This is a genomic window from Sinorhizobium numidicum, from assembly GCF_029892045.1.
In the GTDB taxonomy this organism is placed as follows: domain Bacteria; phylum Pseudomonadota; class Alphaproteobacteria; order Rhizobiales; family Rhizobiaceae; genus Sinorhizobium; species Sinorhizobium numidicum.
In genome coordinates this window covers 1,848,773-1,867,318 of sequence record NZ_CP120368.1, presented here as the reverse complement: position 1 = coordinate 1,867,318, position 18,546 = coordinate 1,848,773, and the positions used below count along the sequence as shown (strand labels likewise).

Annotated in this window: 19 protein-coding genes, 1 tRNA gene and 1 pseudogene; 13 read left to right on the top strand and 8 right to left on the bottom strand. The window is 59.3% G+C overall.

The window, feature by feature from the left end:
* Positions 1 to 8: 8 nt before the first annotated feature.
* Complete coding sequence (locus PYH37_RS20170; protein WP_280733186.1) at positions 9 to 569, top strand: GNAT family N-acetyltransferase; 561 nt, start codon at positions 9 to 11, stop codon at positions 567 to 569.
* Positions 570 to 659: 90 nt separating this feature from the next.
* Positions 660 to 1,127, top strand: coding sequence for a DUF1203 domain-containing protein (locus PYH37_RS20165; RefSeq protein WP_280733185.1), 468 nt, complete (start codon positions 660 to 662; stop codon positions 1,125 to 1,127).
* Positions 1,128 to 1,173: 46 nt separating this feature from the next.
* On the opposite strand, the gene ald is transcribed toward PYH37_RS20165, so the two are convergent.
* Entirely contained in the window at positions 1,174 to 2,292 is a 1,119-nt protein-coding gene (gene ald / locus PYH37_RS20160) for an alanine dehydrogenase (protein WP_280733184.1), read from the bottom strand.
* A gap of 156 nt (positions 2,293 to 2,448) precedes the next feature.
* Between ald and PYH37_RS20155 the strand changes: the two genes are divergently transcribed.
* Entirely contained in the window at positions 2,449 to 2,910 is a 462-nt protein-coding gene (locus PYH37_RS20155; protein ID WP_280733183.1) for an Lrp/AsnC family transcriptional regulator, read from the top strand.
* A 12-nt stretch (positions 2,911 to 2,922) separates the two neighbouring features.
* Here PYH37_RS20155 and PYH37_RS20150 read toward each other — a convergent pair whose 3' ends face one another.
* Positions 2,923 to 4,170 carry a GGDEF domain-containing protein gene (locus PYH37_RS20150; protein WP_280733182.1) on the bottom strand — a complete coding sequence of 416 codons (1,248 nt, stop codon included), beginning with the start codon at positions 4,168 to 4,170 and terminating at the stop codon, positions 2,923 to 2,925.
* A gap of 216 nt (positions 4,171 to 4,386) precedes the next feature.
* On the opposite strand from PYH37_RS20150, the gene PYH37_RS20145 reads away from it, so the two are divergent.
* Positions 4,387 to 6,369 carry a bifunctional 2',3'-cyclic-nucleotide 2'-phosphodiesterase/3'-nucleotidase gene (locus PYH37_RS20145; protein WP_280733181.1) on the top strand — a complete coding sequence of 661 codons (1,983 nt, stop codon included), beginning with the start codon at positions 4,387 to 4,389 and terminating at the stop codon, positions 6,367 to 6,369.
* Between the two features lie 97 nt (positions 6,370 to 6,466).
* On the opposite strand, the gene PYH37_RS20140 is transcribed toward PYH37_RS20145, so the two are convergent.
* Complete coding sequence (locus PYH37_RS20140; RefSeq protein ID WP_280733180.1) at positions 6,467 to 6,787, bottom strand: HlyU family transcriptional regulator; 321 nt, start codon at positions 6,785 to 6,787, stop codon at positions 6,467 to 6,469.
* A gap of 179 nt (positions 6,788 to 6,966) precedes the next feature.
* Positions 6,967 to 8,214, bottom strand: a complete 1,248-nt coding sequence (gene ilvA, locus PYH37_RS20135) for a threonine ammonia-lyase (RefSeq protein ID WP_280733179.1) — start codon at positions 8,212 to 8,214, stop codon at positions 6,967 to 6,969.
* 159 nt (positions 8,215 to 8,373) lie between these two features.
* Between ilvA and PYH37_RS20130 the strand changes: the two genes are divergently transcribed.
* The 3 genes and pseudogenes from PYH37_RS20130 to PYH37_RS20120 all read left to right on the top strand — a co-directional run.
* A complete protein-coding gene (locus PYH37_RS20130) occupies positions 8,374 to 9,828 on the top strand; it encodes a TrkH family potassium uptake protein (RefSeq protein ID WP_280733178.1) in 1,455 nt (484 codons plus the stop codon).
* 81 nt (positions 9,829 to 9,909) lie between these two features.
* Positions 9,910 to 10,500: a hypothetical protein gene (locus tag PYH37_RS20125; protein WP_342394678.1), complete on the top strand. Its 591-nt coding sequence runs from the start codon at positions 9,910 to 9,912 to the stop codon at positions 10,498 to 10,500.
* Positions 10,501 to 10,515: 15 nt separating this feature from the next.
* A pseudogene (locus PYH37_RS20120) lies at positions 10,516 to 10,773 on the top strand (HAD family hydrolase); the annotation flags it as partial.
* A 19-nt stretch (positions 10,774 to 10,792) separates the two neighbouring features.
* Here PYH37_RS20120 and PYH37_RS20115 read toward each other — a convergent pair.
* Positions 10,793 to 10,877 (bottom strand) — tRNA-Leu (locus PYH37_RS20115).
* A gap of 918 nt (positions 10,878 to 11,795) precedes the next feature.
* Here PYH37_RS20115 and PYH37_RS32245 point away from each other — a divergent pair.
* Both PYH37_RS32245 and PYH37_RS20110 read left to right on the top strand, forming a co-directional pair.
* Positions 11,796 to 12,035, top strand: a complete 240-nt coding sequence (locus tag PYH37_RS32245; RefSeq protein ID WP_342394658.1) for a hypothetical protein — start codon at positions 11,796 to 11,798, stop codon at positions 12,033 to 12,035.
* Positions 12,032 to 12,202, top strand: a complete 171-nt coding sequence (locus PYH37_RS20110; RefSeq protein WP_280733176.1) for a hypothetical protein — start codon at positions 12,032 to 12,034, stop codon at positions 12,200 to 12,202. Before PYH37_RS32245 ends, PYH37_RS20110 begins: the two co-directional genes overlap by 4 nt.
* 174 nt (positions 12,203 to 12,376) lie before the next feature.
* Here the strand turns inward: PYH37_RS20110 and PYH37_RS20105 are convergent, their stop codons facing one another.
* The gene (locus tag PYH37_RS20105) at positions 12,377 to 12,595 is read right to left on the bottom strand and encodes a hypothetical protein (RefSeq protein WP_280733175.1); all 219 of its coding nucleotides are present in this window, start codon (positions 12,593 to 12,595) and stop codon (positions 12,377 to 12,379) included.
* Between the two features lie 90 nt (positions 12,596 to 12,685).
* Positions 12,686 to 12,928 (bottom strand): DUF2188 domain-containing protein, encoded by a 243-nt coding sequence (locus PYH37_RS20100; RefSeq protein ID WP_280733174.1) that lies wholly within the window; start codon positions 12,926 to 12,928, stop codon positions 12,686 to 12,688.
* Between the two features lie 385 nt (positions 12,929 to 13,313).
* Between PYH37_RS20100 and PYH37_RS20095 the strand changes: the two genes are divergently transcribed.
* Both PYH37_RS20095 and gpt read left to right on the top strand, forming a co-directional pair.
* Entirely contained in the window at positions 13,314 to 14,060 is a 747-nt protein-coding gene (locus tag PYH37_RS20095; RefSeq protein ID WP_280733173.1) for a competence/damage-inducible protein A, read from the top strand.
* Positions 14,061 to 14,275: 215 nt separating this feature from the next.
* Positions 14,276 to 14,773: a xanthine phosphoribosyltransferase gene (gene gpt, locus PYH37_RS20090; RefSeq protein ID WP_280733172.1), complete on the top strand. Its 498-nt coding sequence runs from the start codon at positions 14,276 to 14,278 to the stop codon at positions 14,771 to 14,773.
* Positions 14,774 to 14,809: 36 nt separating this feature from the next.
* Here gpt and PYH37_RS20085 read toward each other — a convergent pair whose 3' ends face one another.
* Entirely contained in the window at positions 14,810 to 16,285 is a 1,476-nt protein-coding gene (locus PYH37_RS20085; RefSeq protein ID WP_280733171.1) for an NAD(P)H-hydrate dehydratase, read from the bottom strand.
* A gap of 345 nt (positions 16,286 to 16,630) precedes the next feature.
* On the opposite strand from PYH37_RS20085, the gene PYH37_RS20080 reads away from it, so the two are divergent.
* Both PYH37_RS20080 and glnA read left to right on the top strand, forming a co-directional pair.
* A complete protein-coding gene (locus tag PYH37_RS20080; RefSeq protein ID WP_003528058.1) occupies positions 16,631 to 16,969 on the top strand; it encodes a P-II family nitrogen regulator in 339 nt (112 codons plus the stop codon).
* Positions 16,970 to 17,050: 81 nt separating this feature from the next.
* The gene (gene glnA / locus PYH37_RS20075; protein WP_280733170.1) at positions 17,051 to 18,460 is read left to right on the top strand and encodes a type I glutamate--ammonia ligase; all 1,410 of its coding nucleotides are present in this window, start codon (positions 17,051 to 17,053) and stop codon (positions 18,458 to 18,460) included.
* Positions 18,461 to 18,546 lie beyond the last annotated feature (86 nt).

Below are 18,546 nucleotides of genomic sequence, written 5' to 3'. Positions count from 1 at the left end.
GCGTCGCCATGCAAGGGTCCAAGCCCGCCGCGATCACGGCGCACGTAACCGAACTCGAAATGACGGCACCGCCGAAACAGAGCCTGCCGATGCCGGTCAACATACAGACGGCAGTCCTGCGCGTTTCGGACATTCCGCTCCCCTATTACCGCTTCCTTTATCTCCGTGTCGGGAAACGCTGGCACTGGGCCGAGCGCCTGCGCATGAGCGACGAAGACCTTGCCGCCGTGCTTCACGACAAAAGTACCTCCGTCACGGTGCTCTACGTCAACGGCGCACCGGCCGGGTTCTTCGAGCTGCATCAACTGGAGGACGTTGTCGAACTCACCCATTTCGGGCTGATGGAGCATGCACTCGGTCTTGGCTTGGGCAAGTGGTTCCTGCTGCAGACGCTGCTTGCGGCATGGGCGATGAACCCGCTCAAGGTCAAGGTAACCACGAACAACCTTGATCACCCCCGCGCCTTGCAGCTCTATCAGCAGTTCGGATTTTCGCCGGTCGCTACACGCGAAGTGCTTATAGAACCGTTGAGCGACGATGAGCTTCTCGCTTTCGCAAAAAAACTCTGAGCAAAGCCGGGCGGCAAGTTTCGGGTGTCGACGCGATCTCCGAGGCTGCATCTTCTCCTTGAAGGATCCATCCTGATCGGGAGATGCACAATGAACTTACGTTACATTCCAATGCCCGACGAAGAGGCTCGACGGCTATGGCAGGGTGGTCGCGACGCCTATGGCAATCGCCCCGAGCGGCGCATCTCGGATGGCGAAGGCGTGCCGTGCAGACATTGCCTTCGCAACGTCGATGCGGGTGAACCCTATCTGATTCTCGCCTATCGGCCGTTTTCCTCCGTTCAGCCTTATGCTGAGACCGGGCCGATTTTCATGCATGCCGAGGAATGCGGCCCGCCGGATGCACATTCGTTCCCGCCCATTCTTTCGTCCAGCAAGGACTATCTGCTTCGTGGGTACAGCGCCGATGAGCGCATCGTCTACGGGACCGGTGGTGTCATCGCGGCGGAGAAGCTTGAGCAGCGCGCCGAAGAATTGCTGGAGCGACCCGATGTCGCCTATGTGCATGTGCGTTCCGCCAAGAACAACTGTTATCAGTGCCGCATCGAGACGGCCTGAATTCCGGCCCGAATCAGGAGATTCGGGCCGGATGACTACGATCACGTCAGGCGACGTTGAGGACTGCCTCGGGTGAATAGGCATCGTAACCGAGCGCTTCGGCAACCGCTGCATTCGTCACGCGGCCCCTGTGCACGTTGAGACCCGCACGAAGGTGCCGGTCTTCGGCAATCGCCTTGAGGCCGCGGTCGGCAAGTTGCAGCCCGTAGTGAAGCGTCGCGTTGTTGAGGGCATGGGTCGAGGTGATCGGCACGGCGCCCGGCATGTTCGCGACACAATAATGCACCACGCTATCGACCACGAAAGTGGGGTCGGAATGCGTCGTCGCATGCGAGGTCTCGAAGCAACCTCCCTGGTCGATTGCGACGTCGACGATGACGGCGCCTTTCTTCATGCCCGACAGCATTTCGCGGGTGACGAGTTTCGGGGCGGCGGCGCCAGGAATGAGCACCGCACCGATCACCAGATCGGCAGAAAAGACTTCCTCCTCCAGTGCGTCGATCGTCGAGTAGCGCGTGTGAACGCGGCCGTTGAAAATGTCGTCGAGCTGACGCAGGCGGGGGATCGAGCGGTCGACGATCGAAACATCGGCGCCGAGGCCGACGGCCATTTTGGCCGCGTGCAGGCCGACGACACCACCGCCGATGATCGCGACCTTTGCGGGAAGCACCCCGGGAACACCGCCAAGCAGAATGCCGCGGCCGCCATTGGCCTTTTGAAGCGAGGTGGCGCCAGCCTGGATGGCGAGCCTGCCCGCTACTTCCGACATAGGAGCAAGCAGCGGCAATCCTCCGCGGTCATCCGTTACCGTCTCATAGGCGATCGCCGTCACACCCGAATTGAGAAGCCCTCCTGTCTGTTCGGGGTCCGGTGCCAGATGCAGATATGTGTAGAGAATTTGTCCTTCGTGCAGCTGGGTCCATTCGGAAGGCTGCGGTTCCTTGACCTTGACGACCATGTCCGATTTTTCGAACACTTCCTTTGCCGTCTGCACGATCTTCGCGCCGGCGGCGCGATAGGCGTCATCATCCGCTCCGATCCCTGCCCCGGCCTTGGTTTCCACGATCACTTCGTGGCCATGGGCGATATATTCCCGGACCGATCCGGGCGTCAGGCCGACACGGTATTCATGGTTTTTGATTTCCTTCGGGCAACCGACACGCATTTTTGCGTTCCTCTCCTATCTGGGGGCTTTCCACCGCATTGTGAGGAGCCAAGCAAAACAGATGATACTGCGAATGTCCTTGCAAATAAGCTCGTAATGGCGCACTCGTTTCGTATATTATTGCGCCACTCGCGGATGTTTTGAAGGAAAACGCGAATGCACGGGCTGGACACTATCGATCATGCGATTCTGCGTATACTCCAGCAGAATGGAAGAATATCCAACGCCGACCTCGCGACGAAAGTCGGCCTTTCGCCCTCCGCCTGCTCACGGCGCGTCGACATTCTGGAAAAATCCGGGACCATCAGCGGCTATCACGCCCGCATCGCCCATAAGGCGCTCGACTACAAGATCATGGTCATCGTGCATATTTCGCTTTCCGGCCAGTTCGCCAAGACGCTCTCGGAGTTCGAAGCGGCGGTGAAGCTCTGCCCCAACGTGCTCGTTTGCTACCTGATGTCCGGCGAATACGACTATATCCTGCGAGTCGCGGCAAAGGATCTGGAGGACTATGAGCGTATCCATCGGGACTGGTTGTCGGCCCTGCCGCATGTGGTGAAGATCAATTCGAGCTTCTCGCTTCGCGAGATCATCGACCGACCGAACGTCGGAATCTGAAACGCCGGCGGGTCAACGCCCGACGACCCGATCTCGGCCACCGCTTTTTGCCGCATAGAGGCGAATATCAGCCTGCGACAGCAGATCACGAATCCCCGAGCCGTCGGCGAGCGTCGAGGAAATGCCGATGCTGGCGGTGACCGGGTGGCCGTTCGGCGTGGCGACCTGAGCGGAGACTGCAAGCCGTATGTCCTCGGCCCGCGACAGCGCATCCGCATAGGCAAGCCCCGGACAAAGCACGACGAATTCCTCGCCGCCGTAGCGAAACAGGCGATCCGTGGGCCTCAGCTTCGCCTTTACCGTTTCAACCAGTTTTTGCAGCACCCGGTCGCCTTCGATGTGGCCGAACCGGTCATTGACGCCCTTGAAATGATCGACATCGATGATCATCAAGCTCACGGAAGAATTCCTCGTCGCGGCGTCGCGCAACATCTGCTGGCCTTCAGCTTCGAAACGCCCACGATCGAGTGCTCCCGTCAAGGTATCTTGACCGGAGCGCGAAAGCAGGTCCTCGTAGCGTTCGCGGAACGTCAGATCGTTGAAGATATCCCCCAGCGGCCGGTCCGAGATCGCCAGGAACGGGTGACGCGATGCGTTGAGGTACAGGCCGATGGCAATTGCGTAGAAGGGCGCCGCCAGCATCTTGGCCATCCATCCGCCCCAAAACACGTCGGCGGGCGCACCGTTCACGAAGCGAAGTGCGGCATAGAAGCCGAGTTGGTCAAACGTCAATACGGCCACGCCGCAGATCAGGAATCGCAATGTAACAAAGCTGCGCAACCACCGCCCGAGTCTCTCGTAAAGCAGGATTATGATCAGCGAGTCGAAATAGAGAAGCGTCGTGCCCCAGACCATCAGCCATCCCATTTCATCGATGAAGGCGAGGTCAGCGACACGGTTCGGCACGATCGCAACCGTATCGTGCCGCCTCAGCAGCAAGCTCAAGGCAACGGTCAGGAAGTTGCCGGCAAGCAGGCCGTAGATCGGCTGGCGGACCGTTGCCGCGTCCTCCTTCACGTAAAGGAGCAGGATCATCATCAGCTTACCGGAAAAGAGCACCGCGGAGCCCGGAGAGATAACTCCAAACGGCAGTGCAACGTAGAACACCGCGGCAAGATAAGTCTCGATGAAGTGCATGACGCCCAGCGCCGCCACGAAGACGCCAAGCCCCAGGCGGGCGCGCAGGTGCAGAAGGCAGATCATCACCGCGACATAGACCAGCGCCTCGCCGAGAAAGAGTATGAGATTGGCGTTTGGCATGCGCGGCGAGGCTTCCGTTTTTTACTCAGTTGTTACTTAGGGTTAAATTTTGAAGAAAACTTTACCTGCGCGGGTGCAGAGCGCGACCATGCAAGAAACCACCGCTTTGCCACGCGGGCGCAGTCGGCCATAGTCGGCACGTTCAGTCGCGTGCCACGACCCTGGCGGGCGCTTGCAGCATATGCACTCGGAAGAGTGCTCACCACGGAGACCGCGATGCCAACGACGACCATTCTCAATCCGATTTCCCGCCGGAGCCTCCTCGGCGGTCTTGCTGCTTCTTCCGCTCTCGCAGTGCTGCACCCCTTTTCCGTGCTGGCGGCTACGAACCAGGCGCATCTTCGGATCATGGAGACGACGGACCTGCACGTCCACGTTTTCCCCTACGATTACTACGCCGACAAACCGAACGACACGCTCGGTCTTGGGCGCACCGCTTCAATCATCGACACAATCCGCGCCGAGGCCACCAACACGATCCTCGTCGACAACGGCGACTTCCTGCAGGGCAATCCGATGGGCGATTACATCGCCTACAAGCGCGGCATGAAGGAAGGCGACACACATCCGATCATCTCCGCGATGAACGTGCTCGGCTATGACTGCGGCACGCTTGGCAATCACGAGTTCAACTACGGCCTGGACTTCATGTTCAATGTGCTCAACGGCGCCAATTTTCCGGTCGTCTGCGCAAATCTGACGAAGGGCGCGCTCGCCGCCGACCCGCGGCAGGATGCGCTTTTCCTCAAACCTTACGTCATCATTGACCGGGAGGTTAAGGATGGCGCGGGCCAGGCGCACGCCATTCGCGTCGGCCTGATCGGGTTCGTGCCGCCTCAGATCATGACCTGGGACGCAAAGAATCTTGAAGGCAAGGCGAACGCGCGCGACATCGTTAAAGCGGCAGCAGCCTGGGTCCCGCAGATGCGGGAGGAAGGCGCCGACATCGTCATCGCGCTATCCCACTCCGGCATAGGGCAGCAGGCTTATACCGAAAACCTCGAAAATGCCTCGGTGCCTTTGGCCGCGCTCGACGGCATCGACGCCATCGTGACCGGCCACAGCCATCTCGATTTTCCCGGACCGAAATTCGCCGGCTTGCGTGGCGTTGATAATGCGAAGGGGCTCATCTCCGGCAAGCCCGGTGTGATGGGCGGCTTCTGGGGCTCGCATCTCGGCCTGATCGATCTCCTGCTCGAACGCGAAGCGGGAGTCTGGCGCGTGGTCGATTCAACGAGTGAGGCGCGGCCTATTTACCGGCGTGAAGAGAAAAAGGTAATCGCCGAAGTCGGCGACAAGCCGGAGGTCTTGGCCGCTGCACAGAAGGATCACGAGGCGACACTCGCCTATATTCGCACCCCGGTGGGCAAGACTTCGGCGCCACTCTATTCCTATTTCGCGCTCGTTGCCGACGATCCTTCCGTGCAAATCGTCAGTCAGGCGCAGACCTGGTACATCCGAGACATGCTCAAGGACACCGAGCACAAGGACCTGCCGGTGCTCTCTGCGGCTGCCCCATTCAAGGCCGGCGGCCGCGGCGGCGCCGACTACTATACCGATGTCCCGGCGGGCGATATCGCCATCAAGAATGTCGCCGATCTCTATCTCTATCCGAACACCGTGCAGGCGGTCGTTGTCACCGGCGAGCAGGTGCGCAACTGGCTCGAGATGTCCGCCGGCATCTTCAATCAGATTCCGCCCGGAGCGGTCGACGCAGCCCTCATCAATGGCGACTTCCCATCCTACAATTTCGATGTGATCGACGGCGTCACCTATCAGATCGATCTGTCGCAGCCGGCGAAGTTCGACAAGGACGGCAATCTCGTAAACCCCGAAGCGAACCGTATCCGCGACCTGCTGTTCGATGGCAAGGCGATCGATCCCGCACAGAAATTCGTGGTGGCGACCAACAATTACCGCGCCGGCGGTGGGGGCCACTTCCCGGAGATCGCCGCCGACAAGGTGGTGTTCGTCGCGCCCGACACCAATCGCGACGTCATCGTCCGCTACATCGTCGAGCAAGGAACGATCAATCCCTCCGCGGATACGAACTGGAAATTCGCGCCGCTCAAGAACACCAGCGTGGTTTTCGACACTAGCCCGAAGGCGCGGCCGTTTCTGACGCAGGTCAAAGCCATCGCCATCGAAGAAGCGGGTGACGGCGTAGAGGGCTTTGCACGATTCCGCATCAGGCTTTGAGGCGCGCGGAGGGCGCTTCAAAGCCATCACGGTAAATGTCGAGTCTGAGAAAAGAGCCGTAACCTGTTGTCGTCAAATGATACGGCTACTGCTCAAGTCACACCGAGCGAGATGGCGAATCGTCGGAAAAAAGATTGGAGCGCTGCTCGTCGATGATCTGTCGGCCCTTGCGCAGGGCCGAGTCGATCGCGTCCTGTTCGGATGTGAAGAGGTCGGCGCGAATGAAGCTGCGCACTTTCGTCGTGCCATCGAGCATTTTCTTTTCGATGCTGCCGGCCAACCGGTATTGCGCGCCCTCGCGCATCGGCGTCGCGCGGATCAAGCAATCCGCATAGGTTTCCGTTTTGCCCGCAACAGGCGGGGCGTGCTTTTCGGAGCCACCGGAGAAGCCGAATAATTTCGAGAAAAACGATGCCATGCGTCATGGTTAGCCGTGGCAGGCGGCGCTGTCAAAGCCAAAGTTGACGCCGGCAGCGACTACAGCGCCGTGCGTCTTTTCAGACGCACAAAGGCCGCTGTAGCACTTTGAATTGCTGCATGTTTTTATCCTTGAATCGGCTCCGATTTAAGGAAACATCCAGTAGTCAGCCTGCGCGATCAAATGATGAGATTGGCAAGAATCTCGTTCTCGGTAATGTCCTGGTAGCGCAATCCTGCCGCGTCGAAGCGCTGTTTGAGAATCGGGAAATTTTCCGCGTGCCTGGTCTCAATGCCGATCAGGATAGAACCGAAATTGCGTGCCGATTTTTTCAGATATTCGAACCGGGCAATGTCATCTTCGTCACCGAGCAGATTGAGAAAGTCGCGGAGCGCGCCGGGCCGTTGCGCCATGCGCAATATGAAGTATTTCTTCAGTCCGGCATGCCGCATCGCCCGCTCCTTCACGTCGGGCAGGCGCTCGAAGTCGAAATTGCCTCCCGATACGACGGCAACCACGGTCTTTCCTTCGAGTCCCTCGCGACCGAACGCCTCCAGTGCCGTAATGGAAAGCGCACCGGCCGGCTCAAGAACCACGCCCTCGACATTCAGCATGTCGATGATCGTCAGGCAGATTGCGTTCTCGGCCAGCAGCATCACCTGTTCGGGCGCAAAAGCCTTGAGTGCCGCGAAGTTAAGATCGCCAATGCGGGCGACCGCCGCACCATCGACGAAATTGTCCACCTGATCGAGCGTGATCACGCTGCCGGCCTCGAGACTCCGCCGCAAGCTCGGCGCTCCCGCCGGCTCGCAAAACCGGAAGCAATCGGCGGATAGGCCGCGACCAAAATAGCCGGTAACACCGGCCGCCAATCCGCCGCCGCCAACCGGCAGGACGACGAGATCGGGGATGATACCGGACGGCAGTTGCTCGGCAATCTCAGCCGCAACCGTCGCCTGCCCCTCGATGATGTCCGCATGGTCGAAGGGCGGCACCATGACACCCCCGATCGCCTCAACATGGTCGCGTGCCGCGTGATAGCACTGGTCAAAAATGTCGCCCACGAGGCGGATCGTGATGAACTCGCCGCCGAATACTCGCGTCTTGTCGATCTTCTGCTGCGGCGTCGTCACCGGCATGAAGACCACGCCCGGAACACCGAAGTGCCGGCAAACAAAGGCGAATCCTTGGGCATGGTTTCCCGCGGAAGCGCAGACGAAGGTTTTTCCCCCAGCACCGGCGGCAAGCGCCTTGCGGAAGAAATTGAAAGCGCCACGAATCTTGTAGGAGCGCACCGGCGAAAGATCCTCGCGCTTCAAAAAGACTGTGGCGCCGTAGCGGGCGCTCAGGTGGTCGTTGAGTTGCAACGGCGTCGGCGGAAAGATTTCGCGCAGCGCCGCCATTGCTTTTTCAACATGCTGCTTCATCACGTGACATCATCCACTGGGTTTGCCGATGGTCGCCGCTATTGCATATTGTTGCGCCCTAGGCCATCGATTTGACACGAATCGATCGCGCAAGCCACTATTGCTTGAGCACCGAGCGATCACTGAGTTCTAAGACAACTGTTCCCGGGAAATCCCAGCTTGAATGCAACCCTGATCCGGCACGCTGTCCATATCGCGGCGATTCTCGGTTTTTATCTTTCCGGCGCGATGCTGATCCCGGCATTGATCGACCTTTACTATGGCCATGCGGATTGGCAGGTTTTCGGCGTGACGGCCTTCATGATCGGCGGCCTGTCGGCGACGACTTTCATGGCGACACGCTCCGGCCCTCCGCCATTCTCCAAGAAATTCGGCTTCCTGCTCGTTAACGTGCTGTGGCTCGTCTTTTCAGTCGTCGGCGCAATCCCGTTGTGGCTTTCCTCGCTCAATCTTGATTTCGCGCAGGCCCTCTTCGAGTCTGTTTCTGCGGCGACGACGACCGGCTCCACCGTCATCGTCGGCCTGGACGATGCGCCACCCGGCATTCTGCTCTGGCGCTCGCTTCTTTGCTGGCTCGGTGGCATCGGGATCGTCGTTCTCGGCCTCTTCATCATTCCTTACCTGCGCGTCGGCGGCATGTCGTTTTTCAAAATGGAATCCTCCGACATCAGCGACAAGCCGTTTGCCCGCATCGCAAGCTTCAGCCGCGCCTTTCTCGTCGTGTATGTGACGATCACCCTCCTCTGCGCGATCGGCTACAACATGACCGGGATGAACCGCTTCGACGCGATCAACCACGCAATGTCGACCGTTGCGACGGGCGGCTTCTCGACCCATGACGCATCTTTCGGCTATTTCGGCAGCATTCCTCTTTTGTGGACGAGCACGTTCTTCATGACGGTGTGCAGCTTGCCTTTCTCGATCCTGATCGTGCTCGTCGTCCGCGGTCGGCTCGATGCATTGCGCGATCCGCAGATCATTGTTTTTCTGGGCTATCTCACGGCATTTTCGGTCTCGGTTGCCATCTATCACCGGCTCGTAAACGGCGTCGAATTTGATCTGGCCTTGGCGCATTCATTCTTCAACATTACCTCGATCCTGTCGACCAGCGGCTATGCCAGCGAAGACTACACCTTGTGGGGGCCCTTCGTCGTCATGGCGGCGTTCATCGCCACCTTCATCGGCGGATGCTCCGGGTCGACTGCCGGCGGTATTAAGGCCTATCGGTTCGTCGTGCTCTTCAATGCGATCCGATCCGGACTGAACAGGCTCGTCTACCCCAATGCCATCTATGCCGTGCGCTACGGCGACAACACGGTTGACGCCGATACGCAGCGCGCGATCTTCCTCTTCTTCATCACCTATGTCCTGCTTTGGGTTTTCGGGAGCCTGATGATGGGAGCGCTCGGCTACGATCTCGTCACGGCCGTCTCCGCCGTCATCACCTGCCTCTCCAACGTCGGCCCCGGCCTCGGCAGCATTGTCGGCCCCGCCGGAAACTTTTCGACGCTTCAGGACCCGGAACTTTATCTGCTGTCACTGATGATGCTGCTCGGTCGCCTTGAAGTGCTGACCGTCCTCGTCATTCTAACCCCGATCTTTTGGAAACACTGAACCGACCCGCACACGCGGCCTCGTCTTGACTTGGCGTGGCAAATGCCGAAAGTCTTGCCGATCGGGTACTGGGGGAAGGCAATGCCGAAATACCTGTCCTTGCTTGCGGCGCTGGCCGCGGCGACCGCGGTTCTGACCGACTCCGGAGCTTTGGCCGGACCACTTTCCGATGCGGCAGCGAAGGCCGAAAAGCAGTCAACCTCGGGCGATGCAGCGGGCGCCCGGGAAACGTTGCGTCAGGCGGTGAGCGATTTTTCCCAGACGCTCCCCTTCGCGATCGGCAAGGCTGTCTTCGTCACCGGCGAACCGGCAGGCTATGCGATGTACGAGCCTAAGGGCGATGCGGTCTTCAAGGCCGGCGAGGCGCTGGTATCCTATGTGGAGCCCGTTGGCCTTACATGGAAGGAAGCGAGCGCCAAGGGCAAGCTCGAAACCCGCTTCACCGTTGATTTCGACATCCTCAATCCCAAGGGCGAAGTCCTTGCCAGCCAGAAGGCCTTTGGCGATTTCACGTTCAGAGGCTATCTGCGCAATCAGGAGATATACTCGACACTGACCATTGATGTGACGGGCGCTCCATCCGGCGACTATGTCTTGCGTTTCCGCTTCAACGACGTCAACAGCGGCAAGAGTGCAAGCATAGACCAGCCGTTCAAGATCGCCGCACCTTAGAGACCGATGCGCGACGACAAGACAGTGGCGACCTATGAGCGAATATTCTCGCGACACGGGCGATGGGCCGGCGAAGAGCCTTATGGTCGTCAATTCGCTCAAGTCTGATATCGTGCCCGCACTTGCAGCCGGCAGTTGGGGCGTCTACGCCCGCACGCGCTCACATGGTCGTTCGAACACGACGAGAATCCGGAGAACCAGTCACGCTTCCGCGAAATCGCGATCTCAGAGAACTCCAGACAGTGCTGGAGAGGGTTGCGGCATGATAAATGAACCGCCGCATTGGCGACATTGGTGCGGACGACGGGGATCGAACCCGTACGGGCAAGCCCGAGGGATTTTAAGTCCCTTGCGTCTACCAGTTTCGCCACGTCCGCTCGCGGCCTAAATCAAACACTTACACGATTCAGTCAAGGGAATGTTTTGCAGCGTTCCTTTGCGTTCTGCAAACCCGACCGGCGGCTTCGATGCGAGCGGCGCCAGCAAGGTCGACCCGCTCCGGCAGCGGATCGAGGGGCGCCGTTTGTTTCGCAGACAGCTGCGCAGCGGCTCGCTTGGCATTTTTGGGGCCAAGGATCTCATCATCTTAGATCCATACGGACCTTAGTCCGGCGCCAGTGTGCGTTTGGTCGCCAAAGGTCTGAGACCGGTTGCCATATGCTCCGCCCGGCACATATTGAAGAACCCATAGCGGACCGACAAATCACGGTCTATCGACCATTCAAGGCACGTCTATCGGGATCTTTACTCATGGCAATCTCAGACATCAGGTGGAAAAAGCATGTCTCTGACTTTCTATGGCGAATAATATCCAGCCCCCTATCGATCGGAATCTACATCGGGAGCGCTATGGTGATTGCTGCTTTTGTCAGTGCAGCAACAGGAATTCCTGCATACATACTCGTAGCATTCGCAGTTGTACTGGTGCTATTCATCGACCCACCGAAAAGATTATCAAAAATCAGAGCGCGGCGGCGCGGATAATCGCCGCGTAGTCAGGTGACCCTTCCTGCCTAACTGAAACCCATCATGGCGTTGCCATTCTCCTAATCATCTCGTGTGTCTCGACTCTACCAATAGTGGCGCCCAATTTGCAGCAATGCCTCGGTTAGGAATTCGCCAATGTGTCGTGCCGTGTGAGGTCAGAACGGTTGCTTGATTTTCGCCATGCGCAGAGCACGCTCCTCGCAAAATTGCACGAACCCCTGATTCGTCAGGGGTTCAATCATTTCGCGTTGCTGGCAATGTAGGGTCGCTTCGAAAATGTCCTTGCATTGATGGCAGAGGGTAACGGCGTGCGTCCATTGCAAGCTTTCAACAGCATACCTTTGCTCCCGGAGGACCTCCAAGCGCTTCAGAGGGTGTTCGACCGCCTTTGCTACGAGTACAGATGGCCGCGCGAGAGCGCACAGGCGCAACGATGCGGCAGAATGCTGATCCAAGAATTTCAGGCGGGTACAACCGATGAGCGGCTGCTTCTTCTCGCTGGCCGCTCGTTCGTCAGCCGATCTCATCGGGAACGGAGACCGGCATGACGACGGAGGCTCGGCCCGAGTACGATGAACTTGCTGAAAGGCGCCGCACCATTAACGCGATGAAGGAGGCTTTTGCCAGTGCCATCCAGGCCCGGCAGGCCGAACTGCGTGCGCAGGAATTCGCCGGACAGAACTGGAGACTGGTGCCTGCCGGCAAGCCGTCCTGACGGGGACGATTTGCACCTGCATCCATAATGCGGACGGCTAATCTTTTGGGTTTGCCTACCGTCTATCTCCTGCACGCATGCCGACCTTCACCATTCGCCTTCGCGCAATGGCGATCATGCGGCAAATGCTCTTCCATTCACCGAAGAAGCCCTATCGCAGGAACTCAAAGTCCGTCAGTGATAGTAGAAGCAATCACAATCGGCATGGGAGGCATCTTCGCTACGCCAGACCCTCACCGCCAGTTTTGACGACTTGCCTGTATCGTCAAGCCGCAAGCCGAGCAGCGATACTGCCGCCGCCTTGGGATTGGGCGCGTCGACTTCGATGACCGATCCAACCTGATGAACACCCTGACGGGGGGTCCAGGTGAAGATCTGTACGCTGTAGTGCATGGAAATCCTCCGTCGCGTTATTGCCGCGTACGTGGACGGCATATTCAGGGGCGACACATGCCGGAACGCAACTGCCCCTTCCAAACATCATCAGCCATCCTCGACTGTTGCTTCGGGTCGATCGCCCCCATCGGCGTGCTCGAAGTGCCAGATTCCGTTTTCGTCCTGGAAGCTGATTTCCTCATCGTCGCCACCGACTTGCTGTTCGGCCGCTGCGATCTTTGCAGCTTCCAGGGCCTCCTCGCGAGTGGGAAAGGTCTCTGAATATACGTCGGCAGCCCTGTAGGCCCAGCCTCCGTCGTGTGGAACGATCGAATAAATGATCCGTGCCATTCTTCACTCCCGTGGATTTCCAGGGACTGCCCCTGTCCCCGATGACCGTGCCACACGGTCCTCGTTGCTCCTCCTTGCCTCTGGCACTTACATGCCGAACGGAGCGATGTTAGCAAAAATGGCGCGGCTGCGCCACTTTTGAGAGCCGCCTCCCGCTGCCAAACCTCGCCCTGATGATCGAAATTACTCTCGGTGCTCGGAATAGTGAACCAATATCTTAGCCACGATAGTGCTCCTTCGATTTCGGGCAATTCCGCTTGATCGCCGTGGCCGGCAGGATTTATCAAAAGTCATGCTGTCGCCAGGAAATGGACGTCGACAGACTGTTCAGCCTTTCAACCCTGATGAGATCGCACGAGACGATCCCGATATCGCCGGAGCACAAATGAGTAACACCAGGATCGTCACGGCCGCCATGCTCGCCATTGGCGATGAGCTTCTCTCCGGCCGAACCAAGGACAAGAACATCGGCCATTTGGCCGAGATGCTGACCATGATCGGAATCGACCTACGTGAGGTTCGCATCGTGGCCGACGACGAAGAGGCAATCGTTGACGCCGTCAATGCCTTGCGCCAGCGCTACGACCATGTCTTCACGTCAGGCGGCATCGGCCCGACGCATGACGATATTACCGCCGACGCCATGGCAAAGGCATTCGGGCTCAACTGCATTCACGATCCGAAAGCGATGGAACTGCTCGGCGCCATGTATGAACGTCGTGGGATGGAGTTCACGGAGGCGCGGAGACGGATGGCGCGGATGCCGGCCGGCGCGATCCATATTCCGAATCCCGTATCGACCGCGCCCGGATTCAGAGTCGGCAATGTCTACGTCATGGCCGGGGTGCCGCAAGTGTTTCAGGCGATGCTCGACACCTTGCTGCCGAGTCTCGAGACGGGTACGCCCGTCCTGTCGCGCACCGTCCGTTCGCCCTACGGCGAAGGCGATATCGGAGGACCCTTGACCGAGGTTCAAAGGAATCATCCAGAAACGAGCATCGGCTCCTATCCGAAGTTCGACGGCAAGAGCTTCTCGACGGACATCGTCATCCGGGCTCGCGACGCCGTGGCGCTCGCCGCCGCCGAGGTCGACGTAACGGCAATGATCGAGGCAATTGCCCAGTCCCGCTAGCATCGCCGGTCGGCCGCTGCATTGGCGCTTCGGCCGGCATTCGATTGGCCCGCGGACAACCTCGGAGGCCGGATTTGCGAAGATCCTGTCGGCCCTTGCGCTTCGGCCTTCATTGCCGGTATTGCATTTAAAAAAATCTGGTGGAGCGCTTCCGGCCAATAGTAGTTCGCCGCGGCGCTTCGCCGCCTGTGTTCGACGAAAAGCCGGAGCCGCCTATGTCCCTTCCAGATAAAGCCTTTCCCGTATCCTGGGATCAGTTCCACCGCGATGCCCGCGCGCTCGCCTGGCGGCTGGCCGATAACGGACAGGAATGGCGGGCGATGGTCTGCATCACCCGCGGCGGTCTCGTGCCCGCGGCAATTATCAGCCGAGAACTCAACATCCGCATGATCGAAACCGTGTGTGTCGCCTCCTATCACGACTACGACACGCAGGGTCAGATGAAGGTGCTCAAGGGCATCGCTCCGGAGATCGCCGAGAACGGCGGCGAAGGCGTGCTGATCGTCGACGATCTGACCGACACCGGGAAGACCGCAGCCGAGGTCCGTGCGATGTTGCCCAGGGCGCATTTCGCTGCCGTTTACGCAAAGCCCAAAGGTCGCCCGCTGGTCGATACGTTCGTCACCGAAGTCAGCCAGGACACCTGGATTTATTTCCCCTGGGACATGGGCTTCACCTATCAGGAGCCGATCGCCAAAGGTACGCGCGTTTAACGCCGTCCATAACGCCCAGAGGACGCGCGGCCGCCATCATGCAAGCGGCGGTATGTTTTCTACCAGCGTCTCGGCCGTCATGCCGCGGCCGGCCTCGGTTCCGGCCTCGCCGTGGCGCCAGACCGCAGCGGCCGCCGCTTCGAAGGCCGGAAATCCCTGCGCCAGATGGGCGCCTATGATGCCGGCCAGCACGTCGCCGGAGCCTGCCGTGGCAAGCCAGGGCGGGGCGTTCGTGTTGACGACGCAGCGGCCGCGGGGCGCTGCGACAACCGTGTCCGGGCCTTTATAGACGATCACCGCATGGCTCAGTCTGGCGGCGGCTTGCGCCTTTTCTATTTTCGACAAAGCAGCGTCCGCGGCGATCTCGGGAAAGAGGCGCGCGAACTCGCCCTCGTGCGGTGTCATGACCACCTCCCCGCCGCTGCTTGCTATTTTTTCGAAGAGCTCGGCTCTCCCCTCTCGAAAGGAGCTCATCCCATCGGCATCAAGGACGAGTGCCCGGTCGCAAAGCATCAGGGCAAAGTCCCTCGCCTTCTTGCCGATGCCGAAGCCGGGGCCAAGCACGAATGCGTTCAACCGCTTGTCCTGCAGCCATCCGGAGAGATCGCCGGCATCCTTTATTTCCTTGAGCATCACGGCGGTGAGGTGCGACGCGTTGACAGCGAGCGCTTTTGACGGCGAGGCAAGCGTCACGAGGCCAGCGCCGGCCCTGAGACCGGCTGCAGCCGACAGACGCGCAGCGCCGGTCGAGAGCTCCCCGCCCGAAAGCACGCCGAGGTGACCCCGTTTGTATTTGTGCGTGGCCGGATCGAGTGCACTGACATAGTGCGCCCAGCTTCTTGGCGTATTGAGCCGCAAGTTCCCGGCTCGCGCAGCGACCAGCCGCGCCGGAATGCCGATATCGAATATTTCGACGGTGCCGCTGCGGGCTCGCCCCGGCATCAGGAGATGCCCGGGCTTCAGCGCCATGAAAGTGACGGTGTGCGCGGCGATGAAGCTTGAGCCGCGCACACCGCCGGTATGCCCGTCGATGCCCGAGGGCAGATCGACGGCGAGCACCGGGGTCCCGTTCCCAGTCACGCGCTCGACGATCTCCTTCACCTGTTCGGGCAGATCGCGGGCGAGCCCCGCGCCGAATAACGCGTCGATGACGACGTCGCCTGGCTGCGGCTCATAGGTTTCGGCAGGCGATGCAGCCAGCGAGCACGCGCGGTGCGCCCGCGCGGCATCACCCTTCAACGCTTTTGGGTCGCCGAGCGCAAAAACGGTGACGTTCGCGCCGCTGTCCGCCAGGGCGCCAGCCGCTACATAGCCGTCGCCGCCGTTATTGCCCGGGCCGCATAGAGCAACGAAGCGAAGCGCCGCAGGAAAGAGCCGCAACGCCGCCGCCGACACCGCCATTCCTGCCGAACGCATAAGCGCGAAGCTGTCGATGCCGGAACGGGCAGCATCCCTGTCGATCGCCGTCATTTCCGCCGGTGTCACCAGAATATCTTGGATCGTTTCACCCATCAACCGATCTAAGCGTGGCAGAGCCGGCAAGGCAAGGGCGCGGCGCCCGCAAGTCATAATGAACAATATTTGTGCATTTGCATATTATTGGTGCCCAAATAGCGTGCTTTCGCAACCAAAGTGCACTGATCACCGCATCCACACCCACTTCAATCATTAAACTTCATAAAAAATAGGCAGAATGCCAATCTTGAGTCGTATCGATCCACTACCGGCGGCGCTACAAACCGGCGAAATTTAATCATTCGAGCGTCATTTCGCTACAAAACTGGCACGGTACGTGCATATTGAAGGCCGAGCGGGCATGACCCTGCTTTAAAGGGAGAAGCGGAGAGACATTTTCTCATGAAAAAGATCGAAGCGATCATTAAGCCCTTCAAGCTTGATGAAGTGAAGGAAGCTCTTCAGGAAGTCGGCCTGCAAGGGATCACCGTCACGGAAGCGAAGGGATTCGGCCGACAAAAGGGACACACGGAACTCTATCGGGGCGCCGAATACGTCGTGGACTTTCTGCCGAAAGTAAAGGTCGAGGTGGTACTGGCGGACGAAAACGCGGAGGCCGTCATCGAGGCCATCCGCAATGCAGCGCAAACGGGCCGCATTGGTGACGGAAAGATTTTCGTATCCAATGTGGAAGAAGTCATCCGAATCCGCACCGGCGAAACCGGCCTAGACGCCATCTGACGACATCATCCTGATCATCCGATCCAGGGGCCGCCCGGCCCCAATTTTTTCAAACCTCGTCATCACAGGGAATTACAACAAATGACGACTGCGAGTGAAGTTCTGAAGCAAATCAAGGAGAACGACGTCAAGTTCGTCGATCTGCGCTTTACCGATCCGAAGGGCAAACTGCAGCATGTCACGATGGATGTCGTCTGCGTCGACGAAGACATGTTCGCCGACGGCGTCATGTTCGATGGTTCCTCGATTTCCGGCTGGAAAGCCATCAACGAGTCCGACATGGTGCTGATGCCCGACCCGGAAACGGCGCATATGGACCCGTTCTTCGCGCAGTCCACCATGGTCATTCTCTGCGACATTCTCGACCCGGTTTCCGGCGAAGCCTATAACCGCGACCCGCGCGGTACAGCGAAGAAGGCTGAGGCCTATCTCAAGGCATCCGGCATCGGCGACACCGTTTTCGTTGGTCCCGAAGCCGAGTTCTTCGTTTTCGACGACGTCAAGTACAAGGCCGATCCGTACAACACCGGCTTCAAGGTCGATTCGTCCGAACTGCCGTCCAACGACGACACGGAGTATGAGACGGGCAACCTCGGCCACCGCCCGCGCATCAAGGGCGGCTACTTTCCTGTCCCGCCGATCGACAGCTCCCAGGACATGCGCTCTGAGATGCTGACCGTGCTCGCGGAGATGGGTGTTACGGTCGAAAAGCATCACCACGAAGTGGCGGCAGCTCAGCACGAGCTTGGCGTCAAGTTCGACGCGCTCGTCCGCAACGCCGACAAGATGCAGATCTACAAGTATGTCGTGCACCAGGTCGCGAACGCCTACGGCAAGACCGCAACCTTCATGCCGAAGCCGGTCTTTGGCGACAACGGCTCTGGCATGCATGTGCACCTGTCGATCTGGAAGGACGGCAAGCCGACCTTCGCCGGTGACGAATATGCCGGCCTTTCCGAAAACTGCCTCTTCTTCATCGGCGGCATCATCAAGCATGCCAAGGCCCTGAACGCCTTCACGAACCCGTCGACGAATTCCTACAAGCGTCTCGTCCCGGGCTATGAAGCGCCGGTCCTGCTTGCCTATTCCGCCCGCAACCGTTCCGCCTCGTGCCGCATTCCATTTGGCAGCAACCCGAAGGCGAAGCGCGTCGAAGTCCGCTTCCCCGACCCCAGCGCCAATCCCTATCTCGCCTTCGCAGCCATGCTGATGGCTGGCCTTGACGGCATCAAGAACAAGCTTCACCCGGGCAAGGCGATGGATAAGGACCTCTATGACCTGCCGCCGAAGGAACTGAAGAAAATCCCGACGGTTTGCGGCAGCCTGCGTGAAGCACTCGAAAGCCTCGACAGGGATCGCAAATTCCTGACGGCCGGCGGCGTCTTCGACGACGACCAGATCGATTCGTTCATAGAGCTGAAGATGCAGGAAGTCATGCGCTTCGAAATGACCCCGCATCCGGTCGAATTCGATATGTACTACTCCGTCTGATGGCGAGTGGACCGGCCCCTCAAATACGCCGGTCCGTTCGTAGCGATGCAAGAAAAGGCGGGTTTCGTTCGAACCCCGCCTTTTTT

Bases quoted from the DNA above. Each gene is read 5' to 3' on its own strand.
- PYH37_RS20170 (WP_280733186.1), top strand. From the start codon at position 9: ATGCAAGGGTCCAAGCCCGCCGCGATCACGGCGCACGTAACCGAACTC.
- PYH37_RS20165 (WP_280733185.1), top strand. From the start codon at position 660: ATGAACTTACGTTACATTCCAATGCCCGACGAAGAGGCTCGACGGCTA.
- ald (WP_280733184.1), bottom strand. From the start codon at position 2,292: ATGCGTGTCGGTTGCCCGAAGGAAATCAAAAACCATGAATACCGTGTC.
- PYH37_RS20155 (WP_280733183.1), top strand. From the start codon at position 2,449: ATGCACGGGCTGGACACTATCGATCATGCGATTCTGCGTATACTCCAG.
- PYH37_RS20150 (WP_280733182.1), bottom strand. From the start codon at position 4,170: ATGCCAAACGCCAATCTCATACTCTTTCTCGGCGAGGCGCTGGTCTAT.
- PYH37_RS20145 (WP_280733181.1), top strand. From the start codon at position 4,387: ATGCCAACGACGACCATTCTCAATCCGATTTCCCGCCGGAGCCTCCTC.
- PYH37_RS20140 (WP_280733180.1), bottom strand. From the start codon at position 6,787: ATGGCATCGTTTTTCTCGAAATTATTCGGCTTCTCCGGTGGCTCCGAA.
- ilvA (WP_280733179.1), bottom strand. From the start codon at position 8,214: ATGAAGCAGCATGTTGAAAAAGCAATGGCGGCGCTGCGCGAAATCTTT.
- PYH37_RS20125 (WP_342394678.1), top strand. From the start codon at position 9,910: ATGCCGAAATACCTGTCCTTGCTTGCGGCGCTGGCCGCGGCGACCGCG.
- PYH37_RS20110 (WP_280733176.1), top strand. From the start codon at position 12,032: ATGACGACGGAGGCTCGGCCCGAGTACGATGAACTTGCTGAAAGGCGC.
- PYH37_RS20105 (WP_280733175.1), bottom strand. From the start codon at position 12,595: ATGCACTACAGCGTACAGATCTTCACCTGGACCCCCCGTCAGGGTGTT.
- PYH37_RS20100 (WP_280733174.1), bottom strand. From the start codon at position 12,928: ATGGCACGGATCATTTATTCGATCGTTCCACACGACGGAGGCTGGGCC.
- PYH37_RS20095 (WP_280733173.1), top strand. From the start codon at position 13,314: ATGAGTAACACCAGGATCGTCACGGCCGCCATGCTCGCCATTGGCGAT.
- gpt (WP_280733172.1), top strand. From the start codon at position 14,276: ATGTCCCTTCCAGATAAAGCCTTTCCCGTATCCTGGGATCAGTTCCAC.
- PYH37_RS20085 (WP_280733171.1), bottom strand. From the start codon at position 16,285: ATGGGTGAAACGATCCAAGATATTCTGGTGACACCGGCGGAAATGACG.
- PYH37_RS20080 (WP_003528058.1), top strand. From the start codon at position 16,631: ATGAAAAAGATCGAAGCGATCATTAAGCCCTTCAAGCTTGATGAAGTG.
- glnA (WP_280733170.1), top strand. From the start codon at position 17,051: ATGACGACTGCGAGTGAAGTTCTGAAGCAAATCAAGGAGAACGACGTC.